The following is an 11,618-nucleotide window of genomic DNA, read 5'->3' as shown; positions in this document are numbered from 1 at the left end:
CCCAATGGATGCAAAAAAGTTTGACGTTGTTGCACACCAATGATTTACATAGTCATTTTACAAACTGGGCGCGCATTGTTCATTATATTCAAACCTATCGCGATGCACAGACACGCTATGTTGATATCGGTGACCATGCAGACAGGGCCCATCCGTTAACAGAAGCCACTTTGGGGCTAGGAAATATTCAGTTGTTAAATGAGGCAAAGGTTGATTTTGTTACGATTGGCAATAACGAGGGGATTACTTTTTCAAGAGACGCACTTCATGATATGTATTTTCACGCGAAGTTTCCCGTAATTGTAGCGAATATACAAGATAACGAGATAGGGCATCGTCCTGATTGGGCGATTCCTTATTACATTGATACAATGGATCATGGTGTATCTGTGGCATATGTTGGTTATACAGCGGCAATGACAGACTTTTATCACGAGATTGGTTTTTCTGTGGCGTGCCCTTTGTCTACACTGCCAACAGCGGTGGAAAAGTTGAGGGGAGAAGTTGACGCAATTGTGTTGCTGTCGCATCTAGGTTTGCCAATGGACGAAAAAATCGCTGCCCAAGTCGAGGGGATTGATGTGATCCTAGGTGCACATACGCATCACGCACTACAAGAAGGGAAACGAGTCAAAAACACATTAATTGCACAGGCGGGCAAGTGTGGACAATACATTGGAGAAGTCACGCTACAATTTGACGGTAAAACCCATCAAGTGATCGAGAAGCATGCGCGTTTAATTGATCCGGCGCCATTTCCGGAGGATGAAAAAATCGTGAGGCAACTGCAAGAATTAGCGAGACAATCTATAGAGGTACTCGAAAAGCCGATTACAAACCTTCCTCGTGTATTGCCTGTGGCGTGGTTTCGTCCTTCCGTCGCTTGCCAACAATTATGTGATGAACTAGTATTGTGGTGTGGCACGCAACTTGGTATGATGAATGCAGGTGTACTGCTAGAAGACATTCCAAAAGGGGTAGTGACGTATGGCGACATTCACCGTATTTGTCCACACCCGATTAATCCGTGCGTCGTTGAAGTGTCTGGGGCAGATTTACGGGAGACGGTCGCGCGCGCTGAAACGGCTGATTTGATGAATTTAGAGCTAAAAGGCTTTGGTTTCCGCGGAAAAGTGTTGGGGAAAATGGTTTACACAGGTATAACCGTGTCAGAAAACGGATTGTTTCTGCTCGGATCGCCGGTGATAGATGAGGAAATATACAAACTGGCGACACTAGACATGTACACTTTTGGTTTTTTATTCCCTAAACTTGCGCATGCACAAACAAAAACATATTTTATGCCGGAGATGTTGCGAGATGTATTATGTCAGATGTTAAAAAAGCAACATTAAACCAATGTTTCATACATAAGGTGCTTTATAATCGTTTGAATGGGGGAAAGACAAATGATTGATATGCATCCGGTGACAATTCAAGGAGAAACATTTATTGCCGTTACACTCAAGTTGCCGAAGACAAACTTTATGGCAGTGACATGTGGTCAAGGTTACATTATGTGTGGCGCGCTTGATGTTGGGCTATTAAACGAGAAGTTAAAAGCGCGTGGAATTGTCGCAGGTCGTGCCGTTGGTGTTCGAACAATTGAGCAATTATTAGCAGCACCTTTGGAGTCAGTGACGTGCGCTTGTGAACAAATGGGCATCCACGCTGGTATGAGTGGGCGCGAGGCTTTACTCAAGATGAAACAACCATCTGTATAAAAGGATAAACGGTCAGGAAATGGAGGAACACTACTATGCAGCAATATTTACAGCTATGCGAGCACGTATTAAAAGATGGCGCACAGAAGTCGGATCGGACAGGTACAGGAACAATCAGTACATTTGGTTATCAAATGCGATTCGACTTACAAAAGGGATTTCCTTTAGTGACAACGAAAAAAATGCACTTACGCTCAATTATCCACGAGCTCATCTGGTTTTTAAAAGGAGACACCAATGTACGTTATTTGCAAGAAAACAACGTCCGTATATGGAATGAATGGGCTGATGAAAATGGTGATTTAGGTCCTGTTTATGGGAAACAATGGCGTTCTTGGCAAGGTGCTGGTGGTGAAACGATTGACCAGATCTCGCAAGTGATGAAGGAGATCCAAGCGAATCCTGACTCACGTCGTTTAGTCGTGAGTGCATGGAATGTTGCTGAGATTGAGGACATGGCACTAGCGCCTTGTCACACACTGTTCCAGTTTTATGTGAATCATGGTCGGTTGTCTTGCCAATTGTATCAGCGAAGTGCTGATGTTTTCCTAGGGGTCCCGTTTAATATTGCTTCTTATGCACTTCTGACGATGATGATGGCTCAAGTATGTGATTTAGAACCTGGGGAGTTTATTCATACAATCGGTGATGCACATTTGTATCAAAACCATCTCGACCAAGTAAAATTGCAGCTCTCACGAACACCAAAGCAGTTACCCGTGATGAAGTTGAATCCAGATGTACGAGATATTTTTTCGTTTACATATGACGACTTTACACTAGAAGGGTATGAATCTTATCCGACGATTAAAGCAGAGATTGCAATATGATTAGTTTCATCTATGCGCGTGATAAAAAGGGTATAATTGGAAATGACAATCAATTGCCATGGCATTTACCGGCTGATTTGCGCCATTTTAAACTGACCACGGTTGGAAAGACCATTTTAATGGGGCGTAAGACGTTTACTTCTATTGGTGCAAAGCCGTTACCACAGCGGCGTAATGTCGTATTAACACGAGATCGCTCATTTTCAGCAGACGGCATAGATGTGGTGCATACCGTGGCAGAGATACGGGCGTTGGCCAAAGAAGAAACGTTATATGTCATTGGTGGCGCAGAAGTTTTTGCGCTGTTATGGGACGATTGTGACCAGCACATTGTTACAGTCATTGATCATGAATTTGTTGGGGATACGTTTGTGCCAATGTTGGATGAGAATGAATGGCATGTCACTGACGTTGTTCATGGAGTGACAGACGAAAAAAACCTTTATTCCTATGAGTTTCGCACGTATATGCGTAGACAACGCGCGGACGTGAGGATATAAGGAGATAATTGGAAGAAAATAAATGAAAAAAGATGATTGATTGTAGAACAATCATGTGATATTATGAAAAGCAATTATATAGAGAACACCTCATCTGCCAGATGGGGTAGAGGCGCAAAAATGATGAGTACATGTTTCGGAGCGAGGACAGCGATGATGAATGTGGAAAGGTATTTTTGCCGAAGCTAAAAAGGGTGTCCGTCCTTTTTAAGCTGGGTCGACATTGAATAAGTGTCGGACTGTCACAGGAAACTGTGGAGAACTACTATTGGATGGGACTGTTTTGTTTGCATTTGAGACAATGATGGGCTACCCGTGATTGTCTTTTTATGTTGATAGACAGGACCTAAAAAAGGAGAGGTTTTTCTTGTGGTATTCACTCATTCCCCCACTTGTTGCACTTGTATTGGTTATTCTTACGCGGCGAGTATTGTTATCATTAGGCGCTGCAATTGTTGTCGGGGCGTTCATTGTATTTCAGTTTGATGTTTTCATGGTATTGGCAGGAATTTTTCAAACAGCGATTGGGTTTATCTTTTCTTTTGATTCTATGGAATCTCCTACATTCTCTGGTGTGTTCCAGGCAATTTCTGCCGGTGGTTTTCACTTAAACACATGGGAGCTTTACATCATTTTATTTTTGTTGCTACTTGGTATGATGGCAAGTTTAATTCGTTTCTCTGGTGGTGATCAGGCATTTAGCCGTTTTGCAGCTAAGCGAATTGAAACAAAAAGAGGCGCGTTGTTGTTACCTTTTTGTCTTGGTTTATTAATTTTTATTGATGATTATTTTAATACACTCACCGTTGGAAATGTCAGCCGCCCACTCACGGACCGTTATCGTGTATCGCGGGCGAAGCTGGCCTATGCGATTGATTCAACTGCTGCACCTGTTTGTGTGATGATGCCTTTATCAAGCTGGGGAGCATTTATTATGGGAACGATGGCAACCATTTTAGCACCAACAGCCTTCTCTGTGCATAGTGGATTTGAAGCATTTTTATACACAATCCCGATCAACTTTTATGCAATTGTGACACTGTCGATGTTATTTTTGGTGATTTGGTTTCAAATTGATATTGGTTCCATGAAGCAGCATGAAAAACGTGCGCAACAAACCGGGGAGTTATTTGATCCAAAAAAAGGTTTACCGGCGGGAGACGATGGGTCTACCGAAGTCGTTGAGAGTGGGCATGTGACGCAATTACTGTATCCAATTATTGCGCTTGTCATGGGCACAAGTGCATGTCTCTTCGGAGCTGGAGCGATTGCGTTGCATGAGGCAGGGATGCCGCTCACATGGCTCGGCATGCTCGAACATACCGATATAGGTTTGTCGTTATTTCTCGGTGGTGTGATTGGATTTAGTGTTGCGGTTGTTATCACTATGCAGACAAGACCGGCATGGGGGGCATTTATTGAGGCATTGAAAAAGGGGCTTGCGACGATGGTGCCCGTTATCGTCATCTTGCTGTTAGCGTGGATTACAATTGAGATGATTACGCGATTAGGCACAGGTACGTACTTGGCTTCTTTAATTGATGGGGCAATCGATGTTCGCTTATTGCCACTATGCATATTTTTGCTGGCATGTGGGCTTAGTTTAGCGACAGGTACATCATGGGGCACATTTGGTATGTTATTGCCAATTGCCGGAGAAATGGCTTTAGTGTTAGATCCAGCGATGGTTATCCCAATGTTTGCGGCAGTATTGTCAGGCTCACTTTTTGGAGATCATATCTCGCCAATTTCTGATTCGACCATTTTATCATCGGCGGGTGCAGGAAGTCATCATATTGATCATGTGATGACACAATTACCATACGCACTGATAAGTGCAGGGATTGCCGCATTATCCTTTCTTGTGCTTGGTTTCGTTGGTGTCGCTGCTTCTTGGACTGTGCTCATCGTCATGCTTGGTTTGTTTGTAAGTTATCATACTGTACTGAAACGAAGAATGACGGAAAACCGAAAACTTGCGGAAAAACGAGGCTAGCACAGTCTCGTTTTTTCAACTTACTTGGATGACCATATCCAACTTTTTGCAATGAAAAATTGGGCGCTGTAGTAAGTAGACATGATGAAGATAGATGAATATGGGATCGGCGTCGCAAAATGATGCCAAGCAAGAATGCTATCGGAGAGGACAAATAATATTGCTCCAATAATGGCGTATTTGTTTTTTGTAAACAAAGCCATTGCTGCCATTGTGCCAATGACAATCATATATAGAACGACGGGAAAGATCATATGTGACTGGTCATCCAACATATAACTAATGAGCGATATGCCAAAGACGAGTGCATATCCTGCAATAAGTAGTGTTGAAAAAAGTCGGTAAGGTACAGGGGAGGCTGCACGGTAAAAACCAAATGCACTTGGTGGTGACGAGTGGGTGATTTGGGTTGTTTTCGGAAGCGCTTGATAAAAACCGATGATGTAACAAATATGTCCGAGTAGGAAAACAATGAGCCCACCAAGAAATGAAAAAATAATCACGGCATCTGCAATGAGACAAATGGATAAGCCGATAAGCATGGTCATTCCTTTTTTCTTGCCACGTTGCCATCGAGCATAAAGGATAATCAATAGAATGGGTACAACTTTAAATAAAACGAGTAGTGCTACGATGTTTTCAAGCGTGGGGATGAATGAAATATAAAATAAACTCATGAAAATAATGGCGGCGGGAAAAATCCTATTCACACATAGCAACCCCTTATCAGCATATTTAATAAATATTGTACATTTTTGTGTAAGCGCTGTCAAAATAAAATAATGACAATGAGACCTCCCATTGATCTAGGTAGGTCTCGTTGTCATTATGAATTGTAGCGTGCTTTTTTGGCAGCGCGCTCCCATACTTTTAAAGATGGATAAGGGTCAAATGACCACTCTGTTATCCCGTTATCTCGGTACATGCCGTAATGAAGATGGGGTGGAAATTTTCCTTGCGTACCTGGTTTGCCATAACCAGAGCTACCGCAATAACCAATAACTTGACCAGCTTTTAGAATGCTGCCTTTCTCAAGACCTTTTTCATAACCACTTAAATGGGCGTAGTAGTGATAAATGTTATCCAAATCACGGATACCAATACGCCAACCACCATAAGGATTCCATCCAATCGTTTCTACGATGCCGTAAGATGCAGATTGAATAGGCACACCATAGCTTGCGAAAATATCGGTTCCTTCATGAATACGTCTTCCCCCCCAGCCCCGTCGATCTCCCCAAGTACTGCGGTAGCTGTAATTATGATGAAGAGGCATGACAAAGGCATGCTCATGTAAATGTAGTTGGTCAAAATGTGCGTAGACTTGTGCATGGCCATAAACAATGTTTACACTTTGTTCACGTTGATAAAAATGCCATAGGGCAATTCGAAAATCATCTTCACTATAACCGTAAGACTCTAAATAACGTGCCAATGTATAGAGCACATCCTCGTCATCATCTAAGCGCGCATACCCGTCGTCGTTTCCGTCCAAGCCAATTCCTTCAAACAATTGAATCGTGTGGGGGTTTTGATCTTCTTTGTTAGGGTTTAATACGCCGACCCAGTCTTCTTTAGCATAGTAAATGGAAATCATACCTTCAGCTTCTTCACGATCTCGCAATGCCTTCCGTAAGCCGCGTTCATATGTATCGACAGCAGCTAAGTAAAACCAAGGCACGTGGGTAATGGTTTCCATTTTTTTATACAAAGCGAGTCGTTCAGCATAGACATCTTTTTCTGATTGTGCCTTTGCTTGCATACATGGTGAACAAATGAAAAGACAAATGAGTAAGCCAAGTATTATCCGTCGTAGTGTCATAAAAAATCTCCTTTCTTCTAGGTAATTCCAGTTTATTATGTGTTAGAGACGAAGAAGGATCACTGAAAAACGTTTCCATTTTTCCCATTTGAGCTTCTTAGGTGGAAGAAGAAGCGCGTTCATGGTACGATGGGAATAGAAAGTAGTAATTGGAAGAAGGGTGGAGCAACGATGGCACCAAAAGATGTATCAAAACCAAAAGAAGTGCATGTTCGAAAGCCAGACTGGCTTAAAATTAAACTAAATACGAATTCATCTTATACAGGTTTAAAAAAGATGATGCGTGAAAAAAAATTACATACTGTATGTGAAGAAGCCCGTTGTCCAAACATCCATGAGTGTTGGGCCGTGCGAAAAACAGCAACGTTTATGATTCTTGGTGATATTTGTACACGCGGTTGCCGCTTCTGTGCAGTCAAAACAGGCTTGCCAACAGAACTGGATTTACAAGAGCCAGAACGTGTGGCCGAGTCAGTAGAACAGATGGGGTTAAAGCATGTCGTTATTACAGCTGTTGCACGGGATGATTTAAAAGATGGGGGTGCATCCGTTTTTGCGGAAACGGTTCGCGCGGTTCGGCGCAAAAACCCGTTTTGTACGATTGAAGTCCTACCGTCTGACATGCGTGGTGATGAAGAGAGTTTGCGCATTTTAATGGACGCGCGACCGAACATTATGAACCATAACATTGAGACGGTACGCCGCTTAACACCGAAAGTCCGCGCTCGAGCTAAATATGAGCGTACGCTTGAATTTTTACGTCGGGCGAAAGAAATGCATGAGGATATTCCAACAAAATCAAGTTTAATGATTGGTCTTGGAGAAACAAAAGAAGAGATCATTGAGACGATGGATGATTTGCGGGCGCATGATGTTGATATCGTTACGATTGGTCAATATTTGCAACCAACGAAAAAGCATTTAAAAGTGATAAAATATTATCATCCAGATGAGTTTGCTGAGTTAAAAGAGATCGCACTAAGCAAAGGTTTTAGTCATTGTGAAGCTGGTCCCCTTGTACGTTCCTCTTACCATGCAGATGAGCAAGTGAACCAAGCACAAGTAAATATGGAAGCGAAAAAAGCTGCGGATCTTTCTTAGGAGAAGCTGCTAAAAGCACCGGTTATACCGGTGCTTTTTTGATCGTGTAAGGACGTTACTGTGCTAAAGTAAAATGACCTTGTTGTCAAAACGAAAAAATTAAATCGGTGTGAAAAGGGCTCAAATTAACAGTATTTCATACAATCAAAGGGCTTAATTGTCCTGATGGCGTGAGGGTCGCATTCAGCAGAGTTTATCGCGCTTAAGCTAGGTTGCGTATTTTTTTCAAGACCGTTATGATAAAAAGGAGTCAACAGGCAAGAAAAACGTTGTAACATAGCCATTGTTAACGTTTGCAATTGTAATGAGTTTTCTAGAGGCATATAAGTTCGAGCACAATCATTTCAAGAAGTAAAAACGGAATATTGTTAATAAAAAGAGGAGTGAGTCAATGAATCCGTCTTTAACACCAGTTTTGACAATTACTCGCCCGACAGTTGAAGAAGCTGCATCTATGTGGGAGCTTGTGCAACAATCAACACTCGACAAAAACTCTGCATATAAGTATGTCATGATGTGTACGTACTTTGCAGAGACCTGCGTTGTAGCAAAAGAGAACGATCATGTTGTTGGATTTATCACAGGTTTTATTCCACCTGAAAAAAGAGATGTTGTGTTTGTTTGGCAAATCGGCGTCGCTTCATCACAACGTGGAAAAGGTGTTGGTTCAAAAATGTTGCACGCACTCATCGAGCACGAGGCTTGCAAAGATGTGAACTATGTGGAGGCAACCGTGACGCCATCAAATAAAGCGTCGCAAGCGTTGTTTCGAAGACTTGCTCGAGATTATATGACGAACTGCTTTATTGGAACAGGGTTTAAGTCATCCTTATTTCCAGAGGATGGTCATGAAGAAGAACGCTGTTTCCGGATTGGTCCGCTCAAATAAAAAGTGATTACGACAAGGAGGATTTTTTTAACATGAGTCAAACAGACATGGAAGTCTTTCAAGAGTTAGAGTCGGAGGTTCGCAGTTATTGTCGCAGCTTTCCTGCTGTATTTACAAAAGCGAAAGGGTATAAAGTATGGGATATAGAGGGAAATGAGTACATTGATTTTTTTTCCGGTGCGGGTGCTCTTAATTACGGTCACAATGATGAAGAGATGAAACAAGCACTTGTTGATTATATTTTAAATGACGGTATTACCCATTCATTAGACATGGCGACTGACGCAAAAGGGACATTTTTGAGAAAATTTCATGAGGTCATCTTACAACCGCGTGCGCTCAATTATAAAGTGATGTTTCCTGGACCGACAGGAACAAATACTGTTGAAAGTGCGTTAAAATTGGCGCGAAAAGTGACTGGACGGACAGACATTATGAGTTTCACAAACGGGTTTCATGGGATGACGATTGGTTCGCTGTCTGTGACAGGAAACTTGGCGAAACGCAAAGGAGCAGGGATTCCGCTCACAAATGTAGTGACAATGCCGTATGACGATTATGTGAGTGAGGTAGACACGTTAGACTATGTAGAGCGGTTTTTATGTGATCGTGGATCTGGCATGGAGTTACCTGCAGCAGCAATTGTTGAAACGGTGCAAGGAGAGGGTGGCATAAATGTTGCCCGTACAGAATGGCTACAGCGTTTAGCAAGCATATGCAAAGAGCACGAGATCTTACTTATTATTGATGATGTGCAAGCTGGTGTTGGACGAACTGGCACATTTTTTAGTTTTGAAGAAGCAAAAATCGTTCCTGACATCGTTTGCTTATCAAAGTCCATCGGCGGTTACGGTCTACCCCTCGCATTGACATTAATTCGTCCTGATCTAGATGTTTGGTCCCCAGGCGAACATAACGGGACGTTTCGTGGTAATAACCATGCGTTTGTGACAGCAACAGCAGCATTAACGTATTGGGAGAATGAGGAATTTATGTCGACAGTGAAAGAGAAGGCAACTCACATTGAAAACTTCTTGAAAAAGTTGGTTGTTCATTATCCGACAATCGAAGGAGAAGTGCGCGGGCGAGGATTTATGGTTGGGATTCGCTCTAATGTAGCTGGTTTATCTAGCCGTGTGGCTGCTGCAGCATTTAAACGAGGTCTAATTATGGAGACATCGGGTGCAGAAGATGAAGTCTTCAAATTGTTTCCACCTTTAACGATAGATGAAGAAGGTTTAGAAAAAGGTTTAGCGCTTCTTGAAGAAAGTGTGCAAGAAGTAACAAAAGAAAAAGAAATGATTGTAAATTAGGAGGAACAGCGAGATGAAAGTAGTCAAATTACAAGATGTCATCGGAACAGCGCGCGATGTGAGTGGAGAAAACTGGACGAGTCGACGGTTGCTTGTAAAAGGTGACGGCATGGGCTATTCGGTTCACGATACGATCATTAAAGCAGGGACAGAGACACACTTATGGTATCAGCATCATTTAGAAGCCGTGTATTGTATTGAAGGCGAAGGAGAGGTAGAAACGTTAAAAGACGGGAAAGTGTGGCCCATTAAAAAAAACGAATTGTATGCACTTGATGAAAATGATGAACATTTACTGCGTGCGCATACGGAGATGCGGATGGTATGTGTGTTTAACCCACCGATTACAGGGCAAGAAGTTCATGATGAAAGTGGTGCTTACCCACTTGTCAAATAACCTTGTCACAGAAACAGCTTTAGGTATCCATCTAGAGCTGTTTTTTGGTCGTTGAGAAGTGATATCCACTATGTAAGACAAAAACTTTTGACGCAGTTATTTATTTTTTCCTTGCATGTTTGCAGTAAATTAAGTATTAATTAAAGGGAAGTATTTTTTTATATACGGAGAAGATAAGTATTGGAGGTGTATTTGGTGAGTAAAAATGAGGATCGTGTGTATGTTGATACACGAGTGAATGAGTTAAATGATGAACAAAGACAAATTTTTTGGAAGGTGGAAAAAGAAGTATATGCACAAGTGTCATCACAAAAGAAAGTAGATATGATTTTGCGATACATGATTAATGACTGGCTTGTTGCAAAAAAAGGACAGTGCATCGTTCATGAGAATTCAGCGTCCTTGCAACGTTATTGCACAACATTTATTTCTGACTTAAGAAAAAAGATGTCTCTTTTTAAAGTCGTACAGGTGGCGCGCATCGGTGCGTTGGTGCTGAGTGTTGCGTTTGCACTACAAATGTTTATCCATTCTTTCGGTTTTTTTGTGTCGTCCATTGAAGCAACGCGCTTCTCTTTGTTTCCATTTTTACTGCTTAGTTTATTTGGGTTTCTAGGAATTTACCTTGTCCAACGATCGGCATTACAAAAACATATACGGATGTGGAAAGTGGCTGGGTATATCAGTCAAGCATGTGCGATCATATTATTCTTTGCGGGGATGAAGTGGTGGGACAATATTTTGACGTTTAAATTAACATTTGTATCGAGTGCAGTATTTTTGGTTTTGGCTACAATGTGTTATATGATCCTTTCTCGTTGGCAGCAAAAGTTAGAGCACGAAACGCAAGAAAAGCAACCACTTGAAGTCACAATGGCACAAAAGTCGTAACGAAATTAGAAGCTCATCTCGACAATTGTGACACCAAGCAGTGCACATAAGTCTAATGTATTTGGTAAAAGAGACAGCTGGTTAAACGAGAAAGTAACACGTTGCAGGAGGAGATGTGTGTAAGGATGGCGAGGCATCTTCTGACAATTCGTCAC

13 protein-coding genes and 1 riboswitch are annotated in these 11,618 nt (G+C 42.0%); of the genes, 10 read left to right on the top strand and 3 right to left on the bottom strand.

Annotation, left to right across the window (positions count from 1 at the left end; all coding sequences use genetic code 11):
* Nucleotides 1-8: 8 nt before the first annotated feature.
* The 5 genes from NSQ26_RS09265 (at nt 9) to NSQ26_RS09245 (ending at nt 5,050) form a co-directional block, all read left to right on the top strand.
* A complete protein-coding gene (locus tag NSQ26_RS09265) occupies nt 9-1,355 on the top strand; it encodes a bifunctional metallophosphatase/5'-nucleotidase (protein ID WP_499717931.1) in 1,347 nt (448 codons plus the stop codon).
* Nucleotides 1,356-1,409: 54 nt separating this feature from the next.
* On the top strand, nt 1,410-1,724 hold the full coding sequence (locus NSQ26_RS09260; RefSeq protein ID WP_499717930.1) for a YunC family protein: 315 nt from the start codon (nt 1,410-1,412) through the stop codon (nt 1,722-1,724).
* Nucleotides 1,725-1,759: 35 nt separating this feature from the next.
* Nucleotides 1,760-2,554: a thymidylate synthase gene (locus NSQ26_RS09255; RefSeq protein ID WP_499717929.1), complete on the top strand. Its 795-nt coding sequence runs from the start codon at nt 1,760-1,762 to the stop codon at nt 2,552-2,554.
* A complete protein-coding gene (locus NSQ26_RS09250; protein ID WP_499717928.1) occupies nt 2,551-3,054 on the top strand; it encodes a dihydrofolate reductase in 504 nt (167 codons plus the stop codon). The genes NSQ26_RS09255 and NSQ26_RS09250 overlap by 4 nt, the downstream gene beginning before the upstream one ends.
* 99 nt (nt 3,055-3,153) lie before the next feature.
* Nucleotides 3,154-3,327: riboswitch (Lysine riboswitch) on the top strand.
* A gap of 94 nt (nt 3,328-3,421) precedes the next feature.
* Nucleotides 3,422-5,050: a Na+/H+ antiporter NhaC family protein gene (locus tag NSQ26_RS09245; protein WP_499717927.1), complete on the top strand. Its 1,629-nt coding sequence runs from the start codon at nt 3,422-3,424 to the stop codon at nt 5,048-5,050.
* Nucleotides 5,051-5,070: 20 nt separating this feature from the next.
* Here NSQ26_RS09245 and NSQ26_RS09240 read toward each other — a convergent pair whose 3' ends face one another.
* Both NSQ26_RS09240 and NSQ26_RS09235 read right to left on the bottom strand, forming a co-directional pair.
* Entirely contained in the window at nt 5,071-5,760 is a 690-nt protein-coding gene (locus NSQ26_RS09240; RefSeq protein ID WP_090774320.1) for a lysoplasmalogenase, read from the bottom strand.
* Nucleotides 5,761-5,876: 116 nt separating this feature from the next.
* Nucleotides 5,877-6,872: a M23 family metallopeptidase gene (locus tag NSQ26_RS09235; protein ID WP_090774321.1), complete on the bottom strand. Its 996-nt coding sequence runs from the start codon at nt 6,870-6,872 to the stop codon at nt 5,877-5,879.
* 171 nt (nt 6,873-7,043) lie between these two features.
* Between NSQ26_RS09235 and lipA the strand changes: the two genes are divergently transcribed.
* From lipA to NSQ26_RS09210, 5 genes are all read left to right on the top strand, one after another.
* The gene (lipA, locus tag NSQ26_RS09230; RefSeq protein WP_499717926.1) at nt 7,044-7,973 is read left to right on the top strand and encodes a lipoyl synthase; all 930 of its coding nucleotides are present in this window, start codon (nt 7,044-7,046) and stop codon (nt 7,971-7,973) included.
* 391 nt (nt 7,974-8,364) lie between these two features.
* On the top strand, nt 8,365-8,862 hold the full coding sequence (gene ectA, locus NSQ26_RS09225; protein ID WP_090774323.1) for a diaminobutyrate acetyltransferase: 498 nt from the start codon (nt 8,365-8,367) through the stop codon (nt 8,860-8,862).
* Between the two features lie 32 nt (nt 8,863-8,894).
* Entirely contained in the window at nt 8,895-10,175 is a 1,281-nt protein-coding gene (gene ectB, locus NSQ26_RS09220) for a diaminobutyrate--2-oxoglutarate transaminase (protein WP_090774324.1), read from the top strand.
* A gap of 13 nt (nt 10,176-10,188) precedes the next feature.
* Nucleotides 10,189-10,572 carry an ectoine synthase gene (locus tag NSQ26_RS09215; protein WP_090774325.1) on the top strand — a complete coding sequence of 128 codons (384 nt, stop codon included), beginning with the start codon at nt 10,189-10,191 and terminating at the stop codon, nt 10,570-10,572.
* Nucleotides 10,573-10,767: 195 nt separating this feature from the next.
* A complete protein-coding gene (locus tag NSQ26_RS09210; protein WP_499717925.1) occupies nt 10,768-11,463 on the top strand; it encodes a hypothetical protein in 696 nt (231 codons plus the stop codon).
* A 5-nt stretch (nt 11,464-11,468) separates the two neighbouring features.
* Here the strand turns inward: NSQ26_RS09210 and NSQ26_RS09205 are convergent, their stop codons facing one another.
* Nucleotides 11,469-11,618 carry a hypothetical protein gene (locus NSQ26_RS09205; protein ID WP_176763711.1) on the bottom strand — a complete coding sequence of 50 codons (150 nt, stop codon included), beginning with the start codon at nt 11,616-11,618 and terminating at the stop codon, nt 11,469-11,471.

It is taken from the genome of Bacillus sp. FSL W7-1360 (genome assembly GCF_038592975.1).
In the GTDB taxonomy this organism is placed as follows: Bacteria; Bacillota; Bacilli; order Bacillales; family Bacillaceae_D; genus Shouchella; species Shouchella lonarensis.
The sequence above is the reverse complement of the archived record's forward strand: the minus strand, read 5'-3'. Positions and strand labels throughout refer to the sequence as shown.

Coding starts and splice junctions, on each gene's coding strand:
- NSQ26_RS09265 (WP_499717931.1), top strand. CDS start 9: ATGCAAAAAAGTTTGACGTTGTTGCACACCAATGATTTACATAGTCAT.
- ectA (WP_090774323.1), top strand. CDS start 8,365: ATGAATCCGTCTTTAACACCAGTTTTGACAATTACTCGCCCGACAGTT.
- NSQ26_RS09260 (WP_499717930.1), top strand. CDS start 1,410: ATGATTGATATGCATCCGGTGACAATTCAAGGAGAAACATTTATTGCC.
- NSQ26_RS09215 (WP_090774325.1), top strand. CDS start 10,189: ATGAAAGTAGTCAAATTACAAGATGTCATCGGAACAGCGCGCGATGTG.
- NSQ26_RS09255 (WP_499717929.1), top strand. CDS start 1,760: ATGCAGCAATATTTACAGCTATGCGAGCACGTATTAAAAGATGGCGCA.
- NSQ26_RS09250 (WP_499717928.1), top strand. CDS start 2,551: ATGATTAGTTTCATCTATGCGCGTGATAAAAAGGGTATAATTGGAAAT.
- ectB (WP_090774324.1), top strand. CDS start 8,895: ATGAGTCAAACAGACATGGAAGTCTTTCAAGAGTTAGAGTCGGAGGTT.
- NSQ26_RS09235 (WP_090774321.1), bottom strand. CDS start 6,872: ATGACACTACGACGGATAATACTTGGCTTACTCATTTGTCTTTTCATT.
- lipA (WP_499717926.1), top strand. CDS start 7,044: ATGGCACCAAAAGATGTATCAAAACCAAAAGAAGTGCATGTTCGAAAG.